Below are 25324 nucleotides of genomic sequence, written 5' to 3' on the forward strand. Positions count from 1 at the left end.
AAAATTTACTAACTATTGATTCACAGCATGTTATTTGACTTAATGCATGTGAATCAGATACTTTATGCATGCATATAAAAATTGCGTACTTTTGGTTTCATATTCGAAATATGATGTTTGGGATTAATGTCGGGAAATTTTTCATCGATCGTCAAACGCCGAAGAGAGCTATATGAAACCGGAAGAAACAATTGACTTTCAAATCAAATTCGCCTGGCAATACATAAGCCGATTTTACAACGATATAGCAGCTAAGTACAATACCACTTGGGCAAGTGGAAACGTTCTGCTGAATATCGATCTACAAAATGGCACACCCGCCACAGCACTTGGCCCCAAAATGGGCATGGAGGCTACAAGCTTGAGCCGAATTCTTAAAAATTTAGAAGCTAAAGGACTCATTACCAGAGAACCTCACCCTACAGATCGCCGGGTTGTCATCATTAAACTAACTCCTGAAGGCCTGGAAAAACGAGAAGAAGCCCGTCAGGCTGTAAAAGCCTTCAATACACATATAATGAGCAAATTAACTCCCGACCAGCTAACTGCTTTCTTCCAGGTAATACAGACAATAGTACGCGAAATCGAAAGCCAAAACATTAAAATCTATGCCCAGAAGGTCAAACTTTGACTCCCTGATTTTGAAAGGAGATGAGGGGTATGCTTACTTGAGTGAGAGATTGACCTCTGGCGAATACACCGAGCTCTTCTTATTGATGGACACCAATACGTTGGACTACTGTCGCGACGAATTCTTTTACAAACTCAATGTTGAACTGCCCTTTCACGAAATCGAAGTAGAACCAGGCGAACAGTGTAAATCCATCGAAATCGCCTCACACCTCTGGAGCGAGCTGGCCGAAAATCAAGCTGACAGAAAATCTCTGCTCATTAATCTCGGAGGAGGCTCCGTGTCAGACCTAGGTGGATTTGTGGCCTCAACTTTCAAACGCGGAATCCCTTACATCAACGTTCCAACTACTCTGCTCTCGATGGTAGATGCAGCTTATGGCGGAAAAACCGGTATTGACTTCGGCGGGATAAAAAATTTGATTGGCACCTTTTACCCTCCTCAATTCATTCTAATCGACCCTGAATATACCGCCACGCTCGACGAGCGCCAGTTTACCAGCGCTTTTGGCGAAATTTTTAAATACGGCTTAGCCTTAGATGCTCAGCTTTGGGAAGAAGTTAAAAGCAATTTTCCCCATGAATTGGATACCCACCTGGAAGATTGGGTTGAAAAATGCCTAAAACTCAAACAAACAATCGTTCTGAATGACCCATTAGACCTGGGTGAACGGCAAATACTCAACGCCGGTCACACCATTGGCCACGCCATGGAAGCCTTCCACCTCGACAAACAAGACGAAATCTACCACGGCGAGGCAATAGCTTGGGGGCTCATTGCAGAGCTATTCATTGCCTTTAGGCTTAAAAATTTTGACTTTAATGAGCTCGAAAATTTTAAAAAGCTCGTTCACAAATACATACAGCGACCCTCGCTCAATACCGGAGATGTCGAAATATTACTCGACTATATCTACATGGACAAGAAAACCATGAATTCCACCATTTACATGCCTTTGATCACAGCTCCGGGCCGATATGAGATACAACAAGAAATTGACCCGGAGCTCATTTCAGAGGGATTAATTTACATGCTCTCCTGAAGCGGTTTGCTTTAGCACAGCATCGAGCACACCATTAGCTACCATATTAGGCACTGTTACTACTAAGTCGGGCGTTCGTTGCATCTCGCGCTGTATAGCAAAGAGTGCATTGGGGTTTCGTGCCCAGCTTCGGCGAGCAATACCATTGTTAACGTCAAAAAACAGCATATTCTCCAGATTTTGCGCCGATTGCTCCGAACCGTCGAGCAACATTCCAAATCCGCCATTGATTACTTCTCCCCAACCGACACCTCCGCCATTGTGAATGCTCACCCATGTGGCACCTCGGAAGCTATCGCCTATCACATTGTGAATGGCCATATCTGCCGTAAAGGCTGAGCCGTCATAAATATTTGATGTCTCCCGATAGGGCGAATCTGTACCACTCACGTCGTGGTGGTCGCGGCCGAGCACTACCGGCCCAATCTTGCCGCAGCGAATGGCGTCGTTAAATGCCTTAGCAATCTCGATGCGCCCTTCGCTGTCGGCATACAAAATGCGTGCTTTAGAGCCCACGACCAATTTGTTGTCCCAGGCGTGCTCTATCCAGCGAATGTTATCGCGCAGCTGCATGCGAATTTCCTCAGGTGCTTTTTGATACAACTTTTTTAATACTGATGAAGCCAGTACATCTGTATAGCGCAGATCCTCGTCTTTGCCCGATGTGCACACCCAACGGAACGGACCAAAGCCAAAATCAAAACACATTGGCCCCATAATATCTTGCACATAACTTGGGTAACGAAAGTGAATTCCGTCAGGCGCCATGATGTCGGCCCCAACTCTTGACGCCATCAGTAGAAAGGCATTGCCATAATCAAAGAAATACGTGCCCCTTGCCGTATGTTGATTCACTAGGTCCACATGTCTGCGAAGCGACTCGTTTACCACCTCGCGAAAGCGCTCCGGATCATCAGCCATCATCTGATTTGCTTCCTCAAAGGTGAGTCCATACGGATAATAGCCACCAGCGTAAGGATTGTGCAGTGAAGTTTGATCGCTGCCTATATCCACGTAAATGCCTTCGTTCAAGAAGGCATCCCATACTTCTATTACATTGCCCAGATACGCAAAAGAGGTATTCGATTTTTTGGCCAACTCTTCTTTTACGCGTTTACAAAGCTGGTGAATATCTGTCACTACCTCATCTACCCAGCCTTGCTGATAGCGGGTGTAGAGTGGTTTGGGGTTCACTTCTGCCGTTACTGATACACAGCCGGCAATCTTAGCTGCTTTAGGCTGGGCACCACTCATGCCACCAAGCCCAGCCGTAACAAACAAGCGGCCTGCAGCAGGATTTTCATCGTTCGGATACACCTTGCGCAAGGCATTGAGCACTGTAATGTAAGTGCCGTGCACGATGCCCTGCGAACCAATGTACATGTACGAACCTGCCGTCATTTGGCCATACTGTGTAACTCCCAGCGCATTATAGCGGTCGTAATCGTCAGGGCTCGAATAGTTCGGTATCATCATCCCATTGGTCACCACCACTCTTGGTGCCTCCGGACTGCTCGGAAACAACCCCATCGGATGTCCGCTGTACATGTGCAGCGTCTGACGGTCGGTCATGGTGGCTAGGTATTTCATCGTGAGCAGGTACTGCGCCCAGTTTTGAAACACTGCCCCATTGCCCCCGTAAGTAATCAACTCATGCGGATGCTGCGCCACACGCGGATCTAAATTGTTCTGAATCATCAGCATAATGGCTGCGGCTTGCAGACTCTTATGCGGATATTCGTGAATAGGTCGTGCATACATTTCGTAATCAGGCCTGAAGCGATACATGTAGATGCGACCATAGCGCTCCAGCTCGTCGTAAAACTCGGGTGCAAGCACTGGGTGATGTCTTGGATGAAAATACCTCAACGCATTGCGCAATGCGAGCTCTTTCTCACGTACTGTCAAAATATTTCGACGCTTCGGAGCGTGATTTACCGTCGGATCATAGGGCTTCGGCTCAGGCAATTCTTCCGGAATGCCCTGTAAAATCTGTTCAGCAAAAGAAAGTTCCTTCTTCATCGCATTTTTTGAATTTAATCCCCTTTGGCTGTAAAGGTAAGGCATACGCACACCAAGCCCTATTTTTGTAACAATCAAAATCTTTTAAAGATGAAAAAATACGCAGTACTGCTCGCCGGTTGCGGTGTTTACGACGGTTCAGAAATCCACGAAGCCACTTTTGCCCTGCTTTCCATTGCTCAAAACGGAGCAGAGTACCAATGCTTTGCCCCAAATAAAAACCAGCATCACGTCATCAATCACCTCACTGGCCAGGAGATGCCTGAAACCCGAAATGTGCTCGTAGAGTCAGCGCGCATCGCTCGAGGCAACATAAAAGACCTCAAAGAACTCGACGCCACCCAATTCGATGGTCTCGTAATGCCCGGCGGATTTGGCGCTGCCAAAAACTGGAGCAAGTGGGCCTTTGAAGGTCCACAAGGCGAGGTAGATCCTGACGTCAAAAAAACAATACTCGACTTTGTGGCACTTGGCAAGCCCATATGTGCACTTTGCATAGCTCCGGCAGTCGTAGCCAAAGCCCTCGAAGGCAGCCCTTTCACTGCCGAAGTCACCCTTGGCTCTACAGCTGAGCCCTCGCCCTACGACATAGCCGGCACTCATCAGGCCGTGGCCACCCTCGGTGTGAAACCCGTCGAAAAAACCCTTCGCGAAGTACACCTCGATACAAAGGCCCGCATTATTACAGCCCCTTGCTACATGATGGAAGGCCACATCACCGACATCTATGCCAACGTCAAAATGGCCATCGACCTGCTCGTTTCCCTGTAAGTTTTTTTAAAATTTCTTTTTTCTTTTTGGGCGTGCCCCCCGGCAAGGTGCTTTCAGCACCTTCGCCGGGGGTCGGTCCCTTCCGAGCTCGCTCTTCGCTCGGTGCTTCGCTGCGCTGCGCACTGCCGGCTTCGCCGTCACTCTCCAGGCACCTCACGCGGAAAGCGCTTCGCGCTCAAAACATGTAAACCAATGCACTCAGTTATCCACTTACCGCTTCAAAACCACCCATTCTTCTCAGCTTCAACTGTGTGCAGTCTTCAGATCTTACGCTGATTACATACCCACATCCATCTCATTTTCAATCTCGAAATAACTCAATGCTTGAATTCTATTCTTCGTACATATCACTCAACCTCCATCCATCGATCTATCCGATCCACCTACCGAAGTATTTCATTGTACTTTTGTCGTCTGCATTTAAATAAATTTTCAAGACATGGAATTCTTTAATAAAAAAAATCCAGACATTTCTTTCAACATTCACATTGCTGATGTCGCTGCCCTTCCCGATACACTCTCTGAAGCTGAAAAACAAGTTCTTTCAAAAGATTCTGTCAAATTCATTCGAACAGGAAATTCGTGGTACGTCAAAACTCCTGATACAAAACTCACAGACTACGAAGCACTTGAGTCGCTGCGCGTTGCGGGGTCTGATCTGGTTTCAGAGCTCGAAATCTGGACTGATGGTCGCATTGTCATTCACGGTTTAGCGAAGCATTCCTTAGCCTTGGCTGAAGGCCTTGCTCTTGGCTCTTACAAGTTTACAAAATACCTAAGTAAAAAGACAAACCATCAGCTTTCAGAACTCTATTTGCCTGAAGTGTCTGATAGTGAACTTTCTTACCTCCGCGCCTTAGTACAAGCTGTTTACCATACACGCGACTTGGTAAATGAGCCTGTTATTACCCTTAATGCCACTGCATTGGCCCAATATGCCGTAGATCTAGGCAAAAAGCTTAATTTCCACGTCGAGGTGCTAGAAAAGAAAAAAATTGAAGCCCTCAAAATGGGCGGACTACTAGGCGTAAACAAAGGCTCTATCGATCCTCCCACTTTTACCATCCTCGAATACAAACCCGAGAACGCTGTCAATGAAAAGCCTATTGTAATTGTCGGCAAAGGCGTCATGTTTGACACTGGCGGTCTCAGCTTAAAGCCTACACCAGGCTCAATGGACAGCATGAAGAGCGACATGAGCGGAGCCGCGGCAATTTTAGGCACCTTCGAAGCCGTAGCCAGCCTTAAAATGCCCCTTTACCTGGTAGGCCTCATACCTGCTACCGACAACCGCCCAGGCGAAAATGCCCTTACCCCGGGCGACATCATTCAAATGTATGACGGTACCACAGTAGAGGTATTAAACACAGACGCTGAAGGCCGTTTAATCCTGGCCGATGCCCTTGCGTATGCAAAAAAGTTTTCGCCAGCTTTAGCGATTGATTTAGCCACACTTACGGGGGCTGCTGTGTTGGCTGTGAGCAAATACGCCAACGTAGTAATGGGAACAGCTGACGACCAAACATTTAAAAAACTCGAAGAGGCAGGCTACCAAGTGTACGAACGCTGTGTGCGCATGCCCCTGTGGAAGGAGTACCGCGACATGCTCAAAAGCCAAATTGCTGACTTGAAAAACATCGGAGGTCGCGAAGCTGGTGCCATTACGGCAGGTAAATTTCTCGAGCATTTTACCGACTATCCATGGATTCACATCGATATAGCCCCTACAGCTTTTCTCGAAGACAGTGGCAATGCCTATCGCGGCAAGGGTGCCACTGGTACAGGAGTTCGACTTCTTGTAGAATTTTTTAAACGCTGGATCGATGAACACACCAAATAAGCCCATCATCGGCATTACCTGCGGTGACCTCAATGGCATCGGTCTGGAGGTGATCATTAAAACCATGCTCGACAATCGGGTCACTGAGATTTGCACACCCGTGCTCTTTGCCTCTTCAAAGGTGGTGTCTTACCACCGAAAGGCTCTTAACATACTGGATTTCAGTTTTAACATTATAAACGACCTCTCACAAATCAACCACAAACGCCCTAACCTGATCAATGCGTGGAAAGAGGAGGTCACCCTCGAATTCGGAAAGGCCGACCCCAATGTGGGAAAATTTGCTGTAAAGTCACTAATGGCTGCTGTACAGGCGCTGAAAGCTGGTGCTATCGATGCTGTAGTCACCGCCCCGATCAACAAGCACGTGACCCAGAGCGACGAATTTCGCTTTCCGGGCCATACCGAATTCTTCGAGCACCACTTTGGCGGTAAATCCACGATGATCCTCTGTTCAGATACGATGCGCATCACCCCGCTTACCATTCACGTGCCGCTTTCAGAAGTGTCATCGCTCGTCACTGAAGAACGGCTTTTAAGCGCAATTGCCCAGTTTGAACGCAGTTTAAAAGTCGATTTTGGCATTCGCCGACCAAAAATTGCTGTACTCGGACTGAATCCTCACGCAGGTGACACCGGATTAATTGGTCTTGAGGAAGTTACGGTCATTACTCCGGCTATTGAAAAAGCCTTTTCAGCAGGCATATTGGTGTATGGTCCTTTTTCTGCCGACGGATTTTTTGGCAGTGGTGCCTTTAAAAAGTTCGACGGCATCATCAGTATGTATCACGATCAAGGCCTTATCCCATTCAAACTCTTAGCCTTCGACGAGGGCGTAAATTACACTGCGGGCCTGCCAATAGTGCGCACCTCGCCCGACCACGGACCCGCCTACGACATTGCAGGCAAAGGGATAGCCGACGAAACAAGCATCAAACAAGCCATTTGGTTGGCTATCGACATCCTCCGTAATCGAGAACTGCACGCCGAAATATCGGCAAATCCTTTGCCCTTCAGCCAGCAGCGCTCAGGCCCTGACGAAGACGTCGTTGTGGATCTTCAAAACGGAAATTAAATATGAAGATACGCCACATCACACGGGCTGTGTGGATTCTTTCGCTCGTGAGCCTTTTCACCGATGTGGCCAGTGAAATGCTTTATCCTGTTATGCCTGTTTATCTACAGAGCATTGGATATTCGTTCGCCTTTATCGGCTGGCTTGAAGGCATAGCCGAGGCCGTAGCCGGTTTAAGCAAAGGTTTTTTTGGTCGGTGGTCTGATCAGCTCGGCAGGCGCCTGCCTTTTGTACAATTTGGTTACGCTCTCAGCGCCGTTTCACGACCGCTAATGGTACTTTGGACTCAGCCCTTTGGGATTTTCACTGCCCGTACAGCCGACCGCCTGGGCAAGGGAATACGTACAGCAGCTCGAGATGCCCTGTTGGCACAAGAGGCTACTCCAGGTACCCGTGCCACCGTCTTTGGTTTCCATCGCTCTATGGATACCCTTGGCGCAGTGATCGGACCCCTTTTGGCTTTTGGTTATCTGTATCTCTTTCCGGGTCAGTACTTTTGGTTATTCCTGTTTGCTTTCATTCCGGGTATTATTTCAGTAGGTCTTACTTTTTTGATTCCCGAAAAAAGACTTCCTCCGTCAGATAACTCAAAAATTCCCTCACCTTTTACATCCATTACGTATATCGCTAAGGCAAGCCCGGCATACAAAAAGATAGTCTTAGGACTACTGGTTTTCGCCCTTTTCAACAGCTCAGATATGTTTCTACTTTTGAGGGCTAAACAGCTTGGTGTAAGCGAAGCAGGCGTAATATTGCTCTACGTTTTGTTTAATATTTCGTACGTAGCATTGGCCTGGCCCATGGGCAGAGTAGCAGATCGCATCGGCAAGAAGAAAATTGCTATTTACGGATTTTTGCTTTTTGCGCTTGTCTATGGTTTGATGTCAAACTTTAACTCACCCAATTTCCTTTGGTTGCCATTCATACTTTATGGAGGATATTATGCCTATACAGAAGGTATTTCAAAAGCTTGGATTTCTGATATTGTAAAAAGCGAAGAATTAGGAACGGCTATTGGCAGTTTTACTGCACTGCAAAGTATTGCGCTGCTCATTGCAAGCTCAGCAGCTGGTTTGATTTGGCAATACTTTGGAGCACAAGTAGCGCTGTTGCTCTCTGGGATAATTGCGCTTCTCACAGCTTTTTACTTTATGAGAATTAAGTCAATAAGCCCTTCAGCGAGCTGACCAATCTATATGATTCGAACAGAGAATTTGAGTTACTTTCCCTTTGAACTTAAATCGCACACCTTTCACCTTTTACCAGAGAAGGCTTTGTACTGGCCACTTCATAAAATGCTGATTTTGGCTGATGTACATATTGGAAAAATTTCTCACTTCAGACGGGCCGGGGCTTCATTGCCTTTAGCAGCTGCCAATAAGCAAATTGTAAAACTCCAAGAGCTAATTAACAGAGTTCAGCCCTCTGCAATTGTTTTTCTCGGAGATCTCTTCCATTCTGACTTCAACAGTGAGTGGAACGCTTTTCAATCTGTACTAAAGGCTCATCCTGATAAAGAATTTATCCTTATCGAAGGAAATCACGACGTATTGGATGTACAAATCTATCGACAAACTGGAGTGGAAGTAAAAAGCCAACTGGTGATTGATGGTTTTATACTTTCACATCATCCACTCGAAGTCAATAATAACCACACTAACCTATATACCTTGTGCGGACATTTGCATCCGGGCTATTTATTAGAAGGAAAAGGCAGACAGCGACTCCGGCTACCTTGTCTATGGCTGAGCAAGCACCAAGCCGTTCTGCCGGCATATGGCGACTTTACCGGAACTTATCCGATCGAACCTCAATCTGGTGACATCGTGTTTTTGATTTCCGGCCTACAGATCAATCGATTAGATTTTTAAACTTGAGAGATCTTATTAAATTCTAATCAATTTCGATAGTTTTTACATCAATCTTTGAGCTCTGCTAATAACCTATCGATTAATTCCTCCATAGCAGCGCGCTCGGCTTCATTCCACTGCTTCATAATTTTTGCCTGTCGCTTCAGGTGATTGTACATGCTGCGCTTGCGTATTTCGAGGGCTATGTGCGTCTCATATTGATTGTTGGGCAGTTTGAATGTCCGCTCTCCTATTACGCGTATGTCGGCTAACATCGTATTTGTCACTTCTCGATTCAGTTCTTCGTATTTCGACATAAATTCTGAGGCATTCAGCATGCTGTTTTCCTTAACGTAGCGATCGGCCACAGTACGCATGGTAGTATTTACACTTGAGGCTAGACGCTGCTTAGCCATAATCATAGCTTTGCTTTTAGAAGTATTTAAATCCATACTTGTACCGCTACCTACTCCTCTAAAATATCGGCTATTTGTCTGGTATCTTGAGGAAGAAAATGGCCCTGTTACTTCTTTGCCCGGTTTCTTAAATCCTCCACATGAAGTAATAACTGTAGTAAGAATAATGAAAGCAAAAGACTTAATGAATGAAGTTTTCATATGCTTAATTTTCAAATCACTTGGTCAATTATTGAGCCAAAAGTATTTAAAAAAAAACCGCCCCGAAGGGCGGCTGTTGTTTTAAAAGTAAAATGACTATTGAATAACTACCTTTTTAGTGTACCATTCGTTTTCCATCAAAAGCCGAACGAAATAAACTCCTTTTGGCAAGTGTTCGGTGCGCACGGTGTGGAAGGATTCGTAGGGGGCATTTACGTGTACCACTCTTCCGGTCATATCTACCAACTCAATTTTTTCAATAGGCTTAGGTGTACTTAGGCTAAAGTGTGTGGTGGCCGGATTAGGATACATGATGATTTTAGTATCTATACTATTTTCATCCACACTTACGGGAATTTGATATCCCTTAGTCGTGAGCATCTTAGCGATTCTCGGAGCGATGAAGCCCATTACCGAGTCAATATAGGCAAGTGATTGAGCTTTAATGTTCGGGTTAGTTTCATTAGCGCTAAGAGGGTCATTCGGATCCCACCAATCCCAGGGGTTAGAATTCACGCGGAAAGGAAGAGCGGGATTGGGAGGTGGAATATCAAACGGCAGGATGTGATGGATCTGTCCTGGATTAAGTGTAGCATTTGCGCGCGCTTTCAGACTAATGGGATCATTCCAATTGGTTGTAAGTATAGCATTATTTCCTATTTGATTTGAAAGTCGAACAGCAGTGTGGCTACCAGCTACGCTAACAACAGGGTAAAATTGACCCGCGATCGGAACATTTACCATACCCGAAATGTAAGGAGCAAAGAAATCTTGAACCACATGCACTGAAACAATAGGTGGGTCTCCCGCTTCTAACCAGGTAGAGTCTCCTAGCGCACCACCAAGATTCACAGTCATTGCTACATCAGAAGGAACACCCGGAAAGTTTTCATAATTCCTGCCTCTTTTTGTCATGTCGATTTGAGGCAAACCCAGTGGAGTTTGCTGGCCAGTAAGGGTCACTTTTCCTCCGAAACCATTCCAATCGCCCACCACTGAAGTATCTACATACATATCACCTGCTTGTACCGGATATCCGAAAAGTCCGGTAGAGCTCGCGTTATCGTATTTAAATTTATCAAGCTGAAGCTCAGTGTACTTGTTCAGCGTGCCGTAGGCCAAAGTAATGTATCCACCTGATCCCTGACCCAGAAGTGTTATAGCATTTGGATTGATTTTAAAGGGATTGCCTTGACCTAATACCGAGGCTCGAAGAAATCTGACCATTGTTTTTGCGTCTTGAATGGCATAGTACACAGCCAATAAGTTAGTTCCACGACGCAGGTCTAAGTCAGTACTGTTAGCTAACCAGCCAACACGATAGGTTGCAGATATAGCTACATAACCCATCTTTGCAAAACGGCGGCAAATTTCTACAGCTGCACTATCTGTCTTGTCGCCCATCGGGCTTGCTAATCCCTTGGGAAGAAAGCTCCCCGTATGGAAGTATACGATTACAGGACGATTCGTTACATTGTCCACACTAGTATCGGGCATATAGACATCACAGCGCAGAGGCAGTAGCTGAGGCCCTCCAATTGATGCCGGAGCGTAGGCAAAAAAGTTGATACCGTAGTTAACATTGCTCATCACACTAATTTGAGCATCGGTAAACACGGGTTCTAAATATCGCACTTGCGCTTCTGATAAATAAGAAGTAACCAGAAGAGCAAGCAGAAGTCGTAGTGATTTTTTCATAGAGGTTAAATTTAAATTAAACTTTTACGAAGGTATAACAATTTTTTAAAAGTCAACTACTGCTGAAAAATAGGCCAATCTTCCCACCCTAGGGCCTCCAAAAACCATAAACACTTTATTGTTAAGCAGATTGGTGCCTCCCAGCTTAAAGGTGGTCTTCCACTTCTTCACAAAGTAATTGGCCTGTGCATCTAACATATCATAACTATCAATACTACCTGTAAACTGGGGTGATCCCTCAAATAAGAACCCTTGAATCCAACGATAGTTTACACTGTAACCAAATAAATTTTGACTTGTAGATTTTAACTTTAAATCTCTGGCATTTAATCCGATGTTGTACTTGTGCTCTGTCGTATTAAAAGCCGGAATAATGGGGTCGTCGGTGGCAGTATTAAGGACATTCCAAGTGTAGTTACCTGTGAGTGTGTAGTTATCCCAAAAGTAGTAGTTGGCACCGACTGAAAATCCTTGAGTGGTAACTCGATCGCGAGCATTTGCTGCTACCCTGTATGCCTGTACAGACGAAACACGGTCAATTGCAGTCTGGCCATCGGCTTGAATCATTAGACCGATATTAAAACCGATAAAATCTTGATACCACGAGTAGTAATAATTCATATCGAGGAAGAGCCTGTCAAACAGGGTAGTTCTATAGCCCACTTCTGCTGTTTGTACGCGTTCGGGCCTAATAGGTGCTACATTGTAGTAATCAAATTCATGCTCTAATCTTCCTTGCTGATTTTTCTTGAGATACTCCTGTAAGTTCTCAGGCGAAACAAGACTATCAACACCATTCAAATTGCCAAGCAAAATGGCTCTGCCGACATTGTAGTACAAATACTGGTCTTGAAGTGTTGGGTTTCGAATTGCCGATGACAGACTTACACGTAAGGTGTTGAGCTTATCTATCTGGTACACCCAAGACAATGCTGGACTCAACAGAAATGGGAAGTTTTGGTTCTTGTCTAATCGTATCGTAAAATTGAATTTATGTTTGTCTTCAAAAAATTTTTTCTCAATCCCAGCATAAACACCGAATTCGAAATTGGTAATCCGATTGTAACTAAGAGCTGTGCTGTCGTATACTAATCGACCGTTTGGAAGCGTATCAACCACGAAACGATCATAACGCATAGAATCGCTAAAAATGTTTCCTCGTGAGTTTGGCACATATAGTCGCATATTCCCACCAGCTACCAGGTGATATGACTTAACATCCCACTCATACTGGCCATGTAAATGATACAAAGCCGAACGATCGAAGAATTTGGTGCCACCCTCTGCAAATGTCCGTGAAGTAAAATAGGTAAAAAGTGAATCGAACTGCCGGGTACCAGGTATCAAAGGTCCACCAAAGAACTGATCGACGCGTTGCCGATTTCGATTGTGTAATTGACGCAAAGTGTCCTGGTTATAAGCTAAATACTCCTGATATTGCTGCAGCCAAAGTTCACGTTCAGTGAACCAGTTTGCTGTTGGGTATTTCGGAAGACTCTGGGCTGTGTTAGCTTCAAAAGAATTCCAGAACGACCTGTAACGCTCTCCCCAAGCATTATCTGAAACGAGAGCATTTTGCATTCGTAAAGCAGTGAAGTAAGCGTCATAAGAGTTTCCCGCATCTTCATTAGTAGAGTAAGCTCGTATAAAAAATTTGTTTTTCTTTCGAAACTCTATTCTGTTTTGATAAAATTTGATGTCTTTGAGTGAATATCTATTGTCACCTTGATAAACTGTGGTACCATATCCAAAGTTAGAGGCAAGTATCAGCTCCCTTTCATTACTGAACTTATGATGAAGTGATAAGGCCAATTTAAGGTTGCGAGTGTTATAATCGACCAGATAAACCTCTTCAATTCCTGTGCGGTAGAATCGATCCAATCCGGGATAAGTTCTGGGTTGTTGCCCATCGTCAAACATTTGTTCATCGCCATACCGGTTTACAGCATCATACCATCCCGGATTTTTAATTCCCCTTTCCGATTGTTCCGTTGGACTGTAATTGTCTGCTACCCAATCATTTGCTTGCAGGTAAAATGCATTGAATTTAATGGCCACCTTGTCATTTCCTTTTTTATCCTTAAAAACACGTGCATGCCTTAAGGCGATTTCATTCAAGTTGCGTTCCCCAGTCTTAAAGGATACGCTCGTTCCAGGAAACAGAAAGGGATCCTTTGTCGTCATTGAAATTACGCCATTAAAGGCGTTGGGACCATAGAAGGCCGATGAAGCCCCGGCGATGATATCGACATTCAACACATCGAGGTCCGATGCGCCTAAGAAATTTCCCAAAGAGAAATTCAAACCGGGTGCTTGGTTATCGACTCCATCTATGATTTGAAGAGAACGAACCGGCGAGGTGCTGTTGAAGCCACGGGTATTTATGATTTTAAAACCCAGCGAGGCTGCCGTGAGGTCAACTCCCTTTAATGAGCCTAATCCGTCGTAAAAAGATGCAGCGGGTGTTTCTTTAATAGCCAAGGCATCCATGGCTTCAACGGTTAGAGCACTTTCCTTTTGCTTGTCTGAAAGCCGCTGTTCTACCACACTGACCTCACTTAGCATTACTTTATCTTCGTCGAGATCAATGGTATAGTTACCTGATTTTTTTATTTCTAAGCGTTTTGTTTTGTATCCCACAAAGCTCACCTCAAGTGTTACGGGTAGAGAACCTTTGTGTTCAAGCACAAATCTGCCACTCATGTCAGTTGAGGTACCTTTGCCTGTTTCTTTTATTACGACGTTTGCCCCGGGTATGGCTTCTCTGTCTTTAGAGTCTCTTACGGTACCGCTAATTTTCTCTTGGGCAACGGCTGTTTGTACGTAAAAAATCAGGCTAACGAATCCGATTTTTCCTAGAAAGGTCTTGATCCTCAACGTTTCAAAAAATTTTTATAAAACTTTAGAAATTCCTGCAATCATAAGGATTTTTTAAAAAATGCGAAACCGTTAAATTTGTTTATTATTTCTATTGAAAACTGACAAAAATCCTAAAATTATGCTCATTGATACGCTCTTGATGCTTGCTGTGCTTACTCTTCCACTTTTAGCCGGTGCATTTATGGTCTGGTTTATGTCAACCGGTAGAGGCAATCCTGCTCCTACCCAAGACGAAATAGAAACTTATAAGAAGAACCAGTCAAATAATGCTTAGCTAATTAACGGATTTTTACAATCTACATTAACAAATTATTCATTGCTAATGAATGTCTTGCAGATCAGTTTGTGTACATAGTACACGATCTGATTTGTCAAAATTTTCCGTTTTTAAAATACCGCACGTCAATACATTTGCCCAGTTTTTTTAACTCTAACCAGATATGTCGTCAAAGTATCAAGCACAAATAGATGCCTTCATGGCACAAGTGCGCGCTAAAAACCCTCATGAACCAGAATTTCTGCAAGCAGTACAAGAAGTAGCAGAAACCGTAATCCCCTTCATTGAAGAAAATCCCAAGTACAAGCAGCACAAGATTTTGGAACGTATTGTTGAGCCAGAACGCGTGATCATTTTTCGCGTGCCCTGGATCGACGACAAAGGGGAAGTACAGGTAAACCGCGGATACCGCGTTCAATTTAATTCAGCTATTGGACCTTACAAGGGCGGAATTCGTTTCCATCCTACTGTTAATCTCTCTGTTTTAAAATTCTTAGGTTTCGAACAAATTTTCAAAAATGCCCTTACCACACTGCCAATGGGTGGTGGAAAGGGTGGTAGTGATTTTGACCCCAAAGGCAAGAGCGACAATGAAGTAATGCGTTTTTGTCAGTCGTTTATGACTGAGCTTGCGCGCCATATATCAGCTGATACCGATGTGCCTGCTGGCGATATAGGCGTAGGTGCACGTGAAATCGGCTACATGTTTGGTCAATACAAGCGTTTGAAGAACGAATTCACAGGAGTGCTCACCGGCAAAGGCATAAAGTGGGGTGGATCACTCATCAGACCTGAAGCTACTGGCTACGGCACCGTGTATTTTGCACAGGAAATGTTAGCTACCAGAGGTATTTCCTTTGAAGGTAAAACTGTGGTAGTATCAGGATCTGGCAACGTGGCTCAGTATGCCATTGAAAAAGCCATGGAACTCGGCGCCAAGGTTGTAACAGCTTCTGATTCATCAGGTTATGTCTACGACAAAGAAGGCTTTACTCCTGAAAAGCTGGCTATTCTCATGGAGATTAAGAACGTACAGCGCGGCAGAATTAAAGAATATGCTAATCGCGTAGGAGCTGAATTCATCGAGGGTAAAACACCTTGGGGAGTAAAGTGTGATATTGCCTTACCCTGTGCCACTCAGAACGAACTCAATGGCGAAGACGCTAAAACCTTAGTTGCTAATGGCGTGATATGTGTAGCTGAAGGTGCCAACATGCCCTCAACACCCGAGGCTATCGAAACTTTCTTGAACGCTAAAATCCTCTTTTCACCAGGCAAGGCATCGAATGCCGGCGGGGTAGCTACCAGTGGACTGGAGATGTCTCAAAATTCTCTCCGCCTCTCATGGAGCCGCGAAGAAGTAGATCAGCGCTTACATTCCATCATGGTAAACATCCATAAAGCTTGCGTAGAGTACGGGCGCGAGGAAGATGGATTTGTAAACTACGTAAAAGGCGCGAACATCGCAGGCTTCGTAAAAGTGGCTGACGCCATGATCGATCAAGGTGTTGTGTAGTAATGTTAACCTTTAAAAATAAAAAAACCGCCTGGAATTCAGGCGGTTTTCTTTTTTATGGTCAGTGAAATTAGGCCATTTTCACCTTTTCCTTTTCTTTTCTCAGTTGTCTAGAGAGCACTTCCGTACACAAATCTGTAGCTTCTTCAAATGAAGAGGCTATCTTTTTTACCACCAAGTCGTTACCCGGGACGTTTACTTTAATTTCAACGATTTTGTTTTCACGGGTATTGGTGTTTTCCAGCTTGAGATAGACATCAGCATCTACGACTCTGTCGTAAAAAGTGTCTAGTTTATCCATTTTTTTTTGAATAAAGTTGATCAGCTTCTGATCAGCTGTGAAGTGCACGGATTGAATTCTGACTACCATAGCGCTTGAAATTTAGTTGCTTCGCGGATGGAAGCGGTTATACACTGATTTGAGTTTGCTTACGTCATTCTGAGTGTACACCTGTGTAGCCGCAAGGCTGCTGTGGCCGAGCAACTCTCTAATGCTTCGGAGATCAGCTCCCCTGCTAAGCATGTGAGTGGCAAAGGCGTGACGCAACATGTGCGGACTCTTTTGATGTACATCAGTGACTGCACTAAGGTAGGACTTAACAATTACATAAACAAGGCTTTTGTTCACTTTTTTGCCTTTTTTCGTTAAAAAAAAGGCTGTATCGTCTTTTGTAGTAAGTTTTTCTCTGAATGATATGTAGACAGACAAAAGTTCCTTTAAATAGTCATTTAAAGGCACGATACGCTGCTTGCTTCCCTTACCTGTAACTTTAATGCTTGCAGCACTTAAATCCACATCACCTAAGGTAAGATCAATCAACTCTTGACGGCGAATACCCGTACCATAGAGCAGCTCAATGATGCAAAAATCGCGAACAGTCTCAAAATCAAGTTCCCGAGTATTCCCTAGTTCTACGGATTCAAGTTTTGCCAGTTCTGCCTCCTTGGGAATGTCTTTGACTCTACGTGGGAGCTTTGGTCTAACAACTAAATTTGTGGGAACTGAGGAGATGTATTTATTTTTTTTCAAAAACCTGAACAGAGCTTGAAGCGCTGACAACTTTCGACGAATGCTCGAAGGCTTCAGTTCTAATTTAGAAAGATATGCAGCATAGTGGCGTATTTGCTTGGGGTTGAATTGTGTAAGATCTTGATTTTCAAAATAGGTTAGAAATGCTTCAATATCCCTTCTGTATGCTTCTAAAGTATGGATTGAGCGATTTTTTACTTTTTCTAAATATTCAAAAAAATCGTTTAACAGTACTTGGTTTGACATAAAACACAAATAGCCGGCCTAAGAGACCGGCTAAAATACTTCAAAACCCGATATTTATGCTTCTTGTTGACTTCTGATTTTTTGCGTGAAGATAGCTTTCAACACCTGATTTCTTCTACGTACAGACGGCTTGGTGTAGTGCTGCTTCTCGCGGAGAATGCGCACGATGCCTAGTTTGTCAAACTTCTTTTTATAGCGCTTCAGCGCTTTGTCAATGCTTTCGCCTTCTTTTACAGTTATGTGAATCATGCTGTGACAATATCCTGTGTTAATTGGGGCGCAAATGTATGAATAAATTTTTTATCAACAAGATTATTTTAAAATATTTCTTGAAATCACAAGTCTTTGAATTTCAGATGTTCCCTCGCCAATGGTGCAAAGCTTGCAGTCGCGGTAATATTTTTCTACAGGAAAATCTTTGGTGAATCCATAGCCACCAAAGATTTGCACGGCTTCGTTAGCTACACGCACACACACTTCAGAGGCATATAGTTTAGCCATTGCGCCTTCTTTCGTCACTTTCATTCCATTGTTTTTCAAGTAAGCAGCGTTATAAGTAAGCAACTCTGCGGCTTCGATCTGAGTGGCCATATCAGCCAACTTAAACGCAATGGCCTGGAACTGAGAGATGGGCTTGCCAAATTGAACGCGTTCTTTTGAATACTTCAGGGCGGCTTCATAAGCTCCTTTAGCAATGCCTACGGAAAGTGCAGCGATTGAGATTCTTCCGCCATCGAGTATTTTCATTGCCTGTATAAAACCTTCGCCCTCATTGCCAAGCATTTGGGAGTGATGTACTCGACAGTTGTCAAAAATCAGCTCTGCGGTTTCCGAGGCACGCATGCCAAGTTTGTTTTCTTTTTTACCCGCATAAAAACCTGGTGTACCCTTTTCAATAATAAAGGCTGACATGCCATGTGAGTCCCCCTTCTCTCCAGTACGAACAATCACTACGGCTACATTACCTGATTTTCCATGGGTGATGAAATTTTTCGAGCCATTGATCACCCAGTAATCGCCATCTCTCACTGCAGTAGTATTCATCCCGCCGGCATCTGAACCTGTGCCGGCTTCTGTCAATCCCCACGCACCAATCCACTGTCCGGTAGCCAATAAAGGGAGGTATTTTCTTTTCTGTTCTTCATTGCCAAACTGCAGTATATGGCCAGTACACAAGGAATTATGTGCTGCCATTGACAGACCGATGGAAGGATCGACTTTTGACAACTCAATAATAGCCGCAACATATTCATCGTATGTAAGGCCAGCTCCTCCATATTCCTCGGGTACCAAAACGCCCATCAATCCAATCTCACCGAGCTTCTGCATCACATCTACCGGAAAGTGCTGTGCCTCATCCCACTCCATCACATGCGGACGTATGTACTTTTCCGCAAAATCTCTCACTGCATCGATGATCATCCGCTGGGTCTCGCTCATGGATAGATCAAAGGACGACTTAGTTTCTATCATAATGTCTTCTAATTTAATTTTCTCCAATCGTTAAATAGGGATAAAGCTTTCCTAAATCCCTATTTTTTGCCAAAGATAATTTTTCAACCTCAGTAACAGATTGAAACAAGCGAAAGTTTTTTCTAAAGGCTACTATTTCTCTGGCTAGTCCTTTTCGAATGTATGGATGTGCGGCAAGTTCATCTTCTTCAGCACTGTTGATGTTGATTTTTTTTACATGCGCCACATTTATTTCAATCAAAGGTAAAAGAAGCTCCCATTTGAGGCTGTCAATGCCATAGACTTCTAACAGCTGGTTCACGTGCACATACCCACCCAAAGCCGTGCGATATTTCACTATTCTGCCGGCTAAAACATTTCCTATACTGGGCAATGCAGTAAGAGCAGTGCTATCAGCCGTATTCAGTTCAATTTTTACAGTGGCTTTAGCTGAGGTAATACTTTGTTTTCCATCACCGTATGCAGGCAGATCGATATAGGGCTCAAGAAGGGTATAAAAAGCAGAATCAATCCCATACAGGCGCTTGACGTCTTCTTTTGTATGAAATACGCCTCCTCGCGACCTGTATCGAAGCAAATTGGAAATCTGCCAGGGCTTGAAACCAAGTCGGAGAAGGCTCGCAGAGTCAGCAGTATTTGGATCAAAAACAAATAATTTGTATTTCGTTTTAGGGTTTTCTGTGGATTTCTGATTGATGACCATGTAGGGTAGATGAAAAGTTACCCAACCAGAGTCGATGTTGAAGATTTTATATACCTCTTCAGCCTTTAAAAATTTACCTCCTTTGTTGCGATAATTGATAATTGCCTTAGCATTTTTTTCTCGCAATCCACTCTTTAGTAAATCTTCAAAACTTACTTCGTTCGGATTGAAATATCCAATAAAATGATATTCTGAATAAGAGTTTTTATTGTTGTATTTTTCTTGAAGTTCAGAAGATTTATTTGTTATTATTACTTCAAATTCAGAAGGAGGTCTGCGTTGAATATGATACTTCAAATAAAAATTGACCGCCCATAAAGAAACAATGAAAAAAAGTAAAACAAGTATTCCGCGTTCTTCTGATTTGGTAAGTTCGAACCATTCGCGGAATTTTCGCCACATGTTTTACCTCATTTTTTAGAAGGTTTGCTCAATACTTTAATATATAAATACAAAGTTACTCCCGTAATGAGGACCTGAGTAGTAATCATAAAAATTAGAGCAGAAGTGTTCATAACATGGCTCTTTTGCGTTTTCTATGTGCAATGTGTACCAAAAAGGCAATTCCAAGAAACATGATTGAAAGCAAAAATCTAGAGAAATTAGCATAAAATTTTTGCTTTTTAAGTTGTTGAATTTCTTGGTCACTGGATGCTTTTTTAATTTTTTCTTCGATGTTACTATTGCTAATTTTAGAGATCAGTGAATTATTATCTAATTTCCATTTTTCACCCCTAAAAAGACCTAAAAAATTGCCTTTCCAATCTTGAAAATCAGATAGTGAATAATGTGTATTTTCTACATTAAAATTGGCTGAGAGTGTTTTTTCAAATTTGACAATGTTTTTAAAGGTCTTTGAAAAATTTTCGGCACTTGCTACTAAAATCCACCTTTGATCGGTTGATCGCTGCTCAAAACCGTTTTGCTCCAAATACGCAATCAGATTTTCGGTGATTTTTTCATCTGATTTAGAAGCCACAAATCGCTTTTCAACAGGTGGCGAGATGAAGGAACCCAGAAATACAAAAAGCAGCAGCACCGGGGTAATGTATTTTATGATGTATTTATACACAATGGGCACTTTGATGTCGGAACCCTCCATGAGTTCGGCCCACCCTTTGTCAATGCCAAAAATCCAGGCGAAGAGAATGATTTCAATCAAAGCGAAAATAACCAGCGAAACGGTCCCTCCCCAATAGTCGTATTCGTCGAAAACACCTTGATGAAAAAACAATACTGTGGGTAGTCCGAAAGCGAGGATAATTAGGCCAAAAGACAGGGCTCCTTTTTCGCGCGTCCAGCGAAATTCGTCTTGCATAAAGCCCACCCAGGGCGTACCCATAGCCAGCGATGAAGTGATACCAGCAAAAAACAGCAGTCCAAACCAAAACACCCCGGCAATGGCTCCCAACAATGCCCCCCACTTATCAAACAAGTAAGGCATCGTTTGAAAAGCCATGCCAAATCCGGCGTTTTCTCTCACCCAATCGATGCCGAGGTAGCCGGCTGCAATTGGGATTACAATCAGACTGCCGAGTACCACTTCCACAAATTCATTGGTAAATCCGGCAGAGGTGGCATTGAGGGCGATGTCTTCCTTGGAGCGGACATAGCTGGCGTAGCACTGTATGGTGCCCATTCCAACAGAAAGGGTGAAAAAGATCTGTCCAGCAGCTGCCAGCCACACCTTTGGGTTGAGCAGGCTGTCGTACTGTGGTGTCCAGAGAAAATTGATGCCTTCCCAAGAATTGGCGTCCGGATGCTCGGGTGTGGCACCTGAAGTGCCTAAGGTAAGACCCTGAAAGGCCAGAAAAGCGCCAAAAATCAACAGCAAGGGCACGCCGACCACGGCAACCTTTTCGATTCCGGCAAGTCCGCGAGAAAGAATCCAGGTGTTCAGCGCCAGGCAGAGAATGTAAAACACAATGGCTTCATAGGGAATGCCAAGGGTGGTCTTGTCGATCTCGGTGTAATCTACAAAAAACTGTGCTACCTCAGCTTGTGACATGCCGCGAAATGTGCCGATGATGGAATGAAATACATATGAAAGCGTCCAGCTCTCGATGTAGCAGTAATAACTGGCCACGGCTATATTGGTAAAAATGCCAAATACACCGATGTACTTCCAAAACCGGCGACGATCCATAGCATCGAGTATGAAAGGGGTAGAGTGGATACCCTTCTTACCGCCAAACCGGCCAACCGACCACTCCACCCAAAGCAGCGGAATGCCCATCAGCAAAAAGCAAACTAAATAAGGTATGATAAAAGCGCCCCCACCGTTTTGAACAGCCTGTACCGGAAAGCGCAAAAAATTTCCCAATCCAACGGCATTGCCTGCCATTGCCAATATAAGGCCTAATCGTGTACCCCACGATTCTGCTTTCATTCCACGAATAGTTGTCGATTACACACCGTGCAAATAAAACCCGTATTACGGGAAGAAAAAATTATTTTTATGCTTTTTTTAAGCAAGAGTCCACCACAGCAAGCCCTTCCATGAAAGAGTGAGGCTCGTAGCCAAGCTCACGACGCGCTTTATCAATGATAAATCCGGTGCGAGGTGGGCGATTGGCCGGCTGACCAAGTGTCACAGAGTCCACAGGTGTTACGATGGATGCATCTAAGTTCCAGAATTTGGCCACAGCATATACAATGTCCACAATACTCATGTAGTCTTTGCCGGAGATGTGGTAAATGCCATTAGCTTGTTTTTCAACGGCCAGCACACAGGCTTTTGCAAGATCTTCAGCCAATGTAGGGGTACGAAATTGATCGTTGACCACGCGTATGGGCTGACCTTTTTCCAACGCTCCTTTGGCCCACAGCACAATATTGGTGCGCGATAAGCCGGGTGCATAACCATACACCAAAATGGTGCGCAAAATGGAAGCGCGAATGCCGGCTGAGAGTACAATCTTTTCAGAATCGAGTTTCGAATGGCCGTAAATGCTCAGCGGATTGGGCAAGGCATCTTCAGCCAGCAAACCATTGGTGCCATCAAAGATAAAATCGGTGCTGATGTGCACGAGGTAGATGTCGTATTGCCGGCAGGCTTCTGTTAGATAGCGCACGGCTTCTACATTCAATCGCCGACAGCCCTCAGGGTCTTTTTCGCATGCGTCCACATTGGTCATAGCCGCTGTATTGATGATGGCATCGGGTCTGTGTTTGGCTATAACCTTAAAGACATCTTCCCGATCGGTAATGTCCATGCTTTCATAGATATAGCCGCCCGGCTGCGGATAGCGGTCTATGCCTTTCGAAGTATTGATGAGCGTGTGCTCAGGGTGATTTTTTAGCAGATCCGTGATTTTATTGCCAAGCAGGCCATTACTGCCGGTTACGAGAATTTTCATGGCTGTGATTATTCGTATTTGGGTTTTACAAGGGCGAGAATTAGGTAAGCAATGATGACCGTTCCAAACGAAAGAAGTGCCCCGATGACAAAAGCAATGCGCACACCGCGGGTATCAAGGTCAAATCGGCGGGCCAGCCAACTACACACACCGAGCAAGACTGTATCTCTCATAAAGGAAAATCTGGTTTTACCGGCTTTCAAAAGTACAGGATAAAAGCAAAATCAGAATTTTAAAGTGTAGCAGAGTCTTATTGTGTTTTTTTCACCCTGGAAAAACGCTAATTACTTGCCTTAATTTTTTTTATTAACGACCTCAATTCTTCAAACGACTCTTCCGTGTCTAAAGGAAATTTTACAGGTTTATCTCCGGCAATTCGGGAATACGCGTACATCAGATAATCATATTCTGCAGAGGCATAATATTGGTTTTCTGTTATTTCAAAAAAATGTTCGTTTTCTCTTAGAAAAGGTCTATGCTCACCAAAACCTATAAACACATATTCATCAGGCGACAGCAGGGAGCGTAGGACATTCTCCGTACGCACCATGCATCCATTGCAATATGGCTCCGGCACAAGAATATACACTTTTTTATCCGGATAGTGTGCATATAATTCCGGAATTTCGAATACGGATTTTTTGAAGAACGAACAAGAAGTAAGAAAAGCTACGAAAATTAAATATTTAAAGGACATTTTTTGGAATGCGAAATACTTTAACATGGTCTTTAGGCTTTGCAATGATGTACACGTCACCGTCGATGATGTATGGGCGATTAATAAATCGCATTACTTTAAAGTGATTTTTTACCTTCCATGTACGTAAATCATACGTTACAAATTCCATTCTTTCTTCTTTCATATTATTTAAAAACCTACCTGCCGTTTTCTCATTCAAAACATACATTTTTTCGAAATTAATGGTGTTTTTATGAATTTCAACTTCTTCTTTACGCGTATATTTTTCTTTGATTGGAAGGCTCCGAACACTATATTTTGGCGAAAGTTTTACTTCTCGATACAGTGTATCTCCATTGCGAACTTCACCAATTAGAATGTTTGGCGAGCGTTGGAAGGAAACAATAAATGAATGTTCCGCAATGGGTGTAAAATAAGTCGAAAAATTCGCATAATATTTTTTGAAAAACTCGGAAGGATATTTACCAATAAAACCATTAAGAACTACTGAAGTATCCGTGAACACAAAATTTCCAAGCGGAGGAAAATTTTTTATAGTCATTGGATGCGTTACTTCCGGATACAAAACTGGCAATACTGGGGTTATTAAATTTTTTTCATCAAAGTATGTGTCGGCATTGAAAAATACTACTTCCTTCACATAATGGTCTTTCAGATTACGCAAGTCAAAACTTTTGATTTCGTAATCATACAAATTCATTAAATAAATGCGATTTTTAATCTGATCTGATAGTATCAAGTATCCATTAGATAATACATAATTCTGATAAAAGTCCTTTGGTTTAGCTATCTGATTTTTAATGGGTGTAAGGTCAATGGAAAAGCTGTCATTTTCACTGTAAATTACCAAAGAATCACCTATCTTATGTACTACCTGTAATTGATTGTTGTTTTTAAGTAGAAAGATTGATTTGGCATGACCGGCTTCCAATTCAGGAAGAGTTAAAATCTCTTCGCATTTTGTGAAATCAAATTCGGATATTGGAATATCCTTTTCTTGACAGCTCAAACAGGTACCGAATAATAAAAAAACCGGGATGAAGATTCTCATCCCGGACATTGTTTATTTACTGATTTTTGATAAGAGGTAGGGCATATAATACATCGCTTTCAGTGTAGTCATCCAAAGTTACATTCCCCGGCAAAATAATTAGAACTTTATTTTCCGTTGATTCACCGTAAGGGGTCAAATGAAATTGATTGGAATCATCCAAAGCTGCATCCAATACCTCCTGGGGCATGTCAGGCCAAACGTCATCATATTCCCCTGATAAAAAGAGATTTCTTAGATTATTTGTAGAATGTAACTCTACAATACCATCAAGTCGGTCAGCCCACACCTCTACATCGGGCAAACAGTTTCCAGTGAATCCGATACAGTCGGCAAAATACAATTGCAATTTTCCACTGAAATCTTAATTCCAATACTCAAAATACGTTCTCCACCTCGGACCATCGTGTTGTGCAGAAGGCGATTGATTTTCGACATTTTCCTTAGAGCAACTCATAATAAACGCAAATCCTAAAAAGGTAAGAATTTTCTTCATGACATACATGTTTTTTGGTTAATAGAATTTGCAGGCTAAAAAAAACG

26 protein-coding genes are annotated in these 25324 nt (G+C 43.4%); 9 read left to right on the forward strand and 17 right to left on the reverse strand.

Features of this window, described 5'->3' with window-relative positions:
- Positions 1-172: 172 nt before the first annotated feature.
- A complete protein-coding gene (locus tag EIP89_RS04960) occupies positions 173-631 on the forward strand; it encodes a MarR family winged helix-turn-helix transcriptional regulator (protein ID WP_124397558.1) in 459 nt (152 codons plus the stop codon).
- Positions 609-1673, forward strand: coding sequence for a 3-dehydroquinate synthase (gene aroB / locus EIP89_RS04965; protein WP_124397559.1), 1065 nt, complete (start codon positions 609-611; stop codon positions 1671-1673). Before EIP89_RS04960 ends, aroB begins: the two co-directional genes overlap by 23 nt.
- On the opposite strand, the gene hutU is transcribed toward aroB, so the two are convergent.
- A complete protein-coding gene (gene hutU, locus EIP89_RS04970; RefSeq protein ID WP_124397560.1) occupies positions 1653-3695 on the reverse strand; it encodes a urocanate hydratase in 2043 nt (680 codons plus the stop codon). The two genes, aroB and hutU, sit on opposite strands and share 21 nt — an antisense overlap.
- Before the next feature lie 90 nt (positions 3696-3785).
- Here hutU and elbB point away from each other — a divergent pair, with 90 nt between their 5' ends.
- Positions 3786-4466, forward strand: coding sequence for an isoprenoid biosynthesis glyoxalase ElbB (gene elbB, locus EIP89_RS04975; RefSeq protein ID WP_124397561.1), 681 nt, complete (start codon positions 3786-3788; stop codon positions 4464-4466).
- Here the strand turns inward: elbB and EIP89_RS11580 are convergent.
- Positions 4432-4623 carry a hypothetical protein gene (locus EIP89_RS11580; RefSeq protein WP_124397562.1) on the reverse strand — a complete coding sequence of 64 codons (192 nt, stop codon included), beginning with the start codon at positions 4621-4623 and terminating at the stop codon, positions 4432-4434. The genes elbB and EIP89_RS11580 overlap by 35 nt on opposite strands.
- Positions 4624-4905: 282 nt before the next feature.
- Between EIP89_RS11580 and EIP89_RS04985 the strand changes: the two genes are divergently transcribed.
- The 4 genes from EIP89_RS04985 to pdeM are packed head-to-tail and all read left to right on the forward strand — an operon-like array spanning position 4906 to position 9252.
- Positions 4906-6306 carry a leucyl aminopeptidase family protein gene (locus EIP89_RS04985; RefSeq protein WP_124397563.1) on the forward strand — a complete coding sequence of 467 codons (1401 nt, stop codon included), beginning with the start codon at positions 4906-4908 and terminating at the stop codon, positions 6304-6306.
- Positions 6290-7381 carry a 4-hydroxythreonine-4-phosphate dehydrogenase PdxA gene (gene pdxA / locus EIP89_RS04990; protein ID WP_124397564.1) on the forward strand — a complete coding sequence of 364 codons (1092 nt, stop codon included), beginning with the start codon at positions 6290-6292 and terminating at the stop codon, positions 7379-7381. The genes EIP89_RS04985 and pdxA overlap by 17 nt, the downstream gene beginning before the upstream one ends.
- A 2-nt stretch (positions 7382-7383) precedes the next feature.
- Entirely contained in the window at positions 7384-8568 is a 1185-nt protein-coding gene (locus EIP89_RS04995) for an MFS transporter (protein WP_174706045.1), read from the forward strand.
- A gap of 9 nt (positions 8569-8577) precedes the next feature.
- A complete protein-coding gene (gene pdeM / locus EIP89_RS05000; protein ID WP_124397565.1) occupies positions 8578-9252 on the forward strand; it encodes a ligase-associated DNA damage response endonuclease PdeM in 675 nt (224 codons plus the stop codon).
- A gap of 47 nt (positions 9253-9299) precedes the next feature.
- On the opposite strand, the gene EIP89_RS05005 is transcribed toward pdeM, so the two are convergent.
- From EIP89_RS05005 to EIP89_RS05015, 3 genes are all read right to left on the reverse strand, one after another.
- A complete protein-coding gene (locus EIP89_RS05005) occupies positions 9300-9848 on the reverse strand; it encodes a hypothetical protein (protein WP_124397566.1) in 549 nt (182 codons plus the stop codon).
- A gap of 96 nt (positions 9849-9944) precedes the next feature.
- A complete protein-coding gene (locus tag EIP89_RS05010) occupies positions 9945-11546 on the reverse strand; it encodes a T9SS type A sorting domain-containing protein (protein WP_124397567.1) in 1602 nt (533 codons plus the stop codon).
- A gap of 45 nt (positions 11547-11591) precedes the next feature.
- The gene (locus EIP89_RS05015; RefSeq protein WP_245966101.1) at positions 11592-14423 is read right to left on the reverse strand and encodes a carboxypeptidase-like regulatory domain-containing protein; all 2832 of its coding nucleotides are present in this window, start codon (positions 14421-14423) and stop codon (positions 11592-11594) included.
- Between the two features lie 121 nt (positions 14424-14544).
- Between EIP89_RS05015 and EIP89_RS11460 the strand changes: the two genes are divergently transcribed.
- Entirely contained in the window at positions 14545-14700 is a 156-nt protein-coding gene (locus EIP89_RS11460; RefSeq protein ID WP_160160521.1) for a hypothetical protein, read from the forward strand.
- 166 nt (positions 14701-14866) lie between these two features.
- On the forward strand, positions 14867-16219 hold the full coding sequence (gene gdhA, locus EIP89_RS05020) for an NADP-specific glutamate dehydrogenase (RefSeq protein WP_124397568.1): 1353 nt from the start codon (positions 14867-14869) through the stop codon (positions 16217-16219).
- A gap of 70 nt (positions 16220-16289) precedes the next feature.
- Here gdhA and hpf read toward each other — a convergent pair whose 3' ends face one another.
- The 12 genes from hpf to EIP89_RS11690 all read right to left on the reverse strand — a co-directional run bounded on the left by hpf (position 16290) and on the right by EIP89_RS11690 (position 25277).
- A complete protein-coding gene (gene hpf / locus EIP89_RS05025; protein ID WP_124397569.1) occupies positions 16290-16589 on the reverse strand; it encodes a ribosome hibernation-promoting factor, HPF/YfiA family in 300 nt (99 codons plus the stop codon).
- Positions 16590-16601: 12 nt separating this feature from the next.
- The gene (locus EIP89_RS05030) at positions 16602-17495 is read right to left on the reverse strand and encodes a tyrosine-type recombinase/integrase (protein WP_124397570.1); all 894 of its coding nucleotides are present in this window, start codon (positions 17493-17495) and stop codon (positions 16602-16604) included.
- Positions 17496-17549: 54 nt separating this feature from the next.
- Positions 17550-17744 carry a 30S ribosomal protein S21 gene (gene rpsU / locus EIP89_RS05035; protein WP_124397571.1) on the reverse strand — a complete coding sequence of 65 codons (195 nt, stop codon included), beginning with the start codon at positions 17742-17744 and terminating at the stop codon, positions 17550-17552.
- 63 nt (positions 17745-17807) lie between these two features.
- Positions 17808-18968, reverse strand: coding sequence for an acyl-CoA dehydrogenase (locus tag EIP89_RS05040; RefSeq protein ID WP_277028988.1), 1161 nt, complete (start codon positions 18966-18968; stop codon positions 17808-17810).
- Positions 18969-18981: 13 nt separating this feature from the next.
- Positions 18982-20073, reverse strand: coding sequence for a ComEA family DNA-binding protein (locus EIP89_RS05045; protein ID WP_124397572.1), 1092 nt, complete (start codon positions 20071-20073; stop codon positions 18982-18984).
- Between the two features lie 109 nt (positions 20074-20182).
- The gene (locus tag EIP89_RS05050) at positions 20183-22060 is read right to left on the reverse strand and encodes a sodium-dependent transporter (protein ID WP_124397573.1); all 1878 of its coding nucleotides are present in this window, start codon (positions 22058-22060) and stop codon (positions 20183-20185) included.
- 67 nt (positions 22061-22127) lie between these two features.
- Positions 22128-23030, reverse strand: coding sequence for an SDR family oxidoreductase (locus EIP89_RS05055; RefSeq protein WP_124397574.1), 903 nt, complete (start codon positions 23028-23030; stop codon positions 22128-22130).
- 8 nt (positions 23031-23038) lie between these two features.
- Positions 23039-23203, reverse strand: coding sequence for a PspC domain-containing protein (locus tag EIP89_RS05060; RefSeq protein ID WP_124397575.1), 165 nt, complete (start codon positions 23201-23203; stop codon positions 23039-23041).
- 107 nt (positions 23204-23310) lie between these two features.
- Positions 23311-23727, reverse strand: coding sequence for a hypothetical protein (locus tag EIP89_RS05065; RefSeq protein ID WP_124397576.1), 417 nt, complete (start codon positions 23725-23727; stop codon positions 23311-23313).
- Entirely contained in the window at positions 23717-24781 is a 1065-nt protein-coding gene (locus EIP89_RS05070) for a hypothetical protein (protein ID WP_124397577.1), read from the reverse strand. The genes EIP89_RS05065 and EIP89_RS05070 overlap by 11 nt, the downstream gene beginning before the upstream one ends.
- A gap of 16 nt (positions 24782-24797) precedes the next feature.
- Entirely contained in the window at positions 24798-25124 is a 327-nt protein-coding gene (locus tag EIP89_RS05075) for a hypothetical protein (protein WP_124397578.1), read from the reverse strand.
- A gap of 21 nt (positions 25125-25145) precedes the next feature.
- Positions 25146-25277 (reverse strand): hypothetical protein, encoded by a 132-nt coding sequence (locus EIP89_RS11690; protein WP_262607408.1) that lies wholly within the window; start codon positions 25275-25277, stop codon positions 25146-25148.
- Positions 25278-25324 lie beyond the last annotated feature (47 nt).

The sequence above is a fragment of the Thermaurantimonas aggregans genome (assembly GCF_003851885.1).
GTDB lineage: Bacteria > Bacteroidota > Bacteroidia > Flavobacteriales > Schleiferiaceae > Thermaurantimonas > Thermaurantimonas aggregans.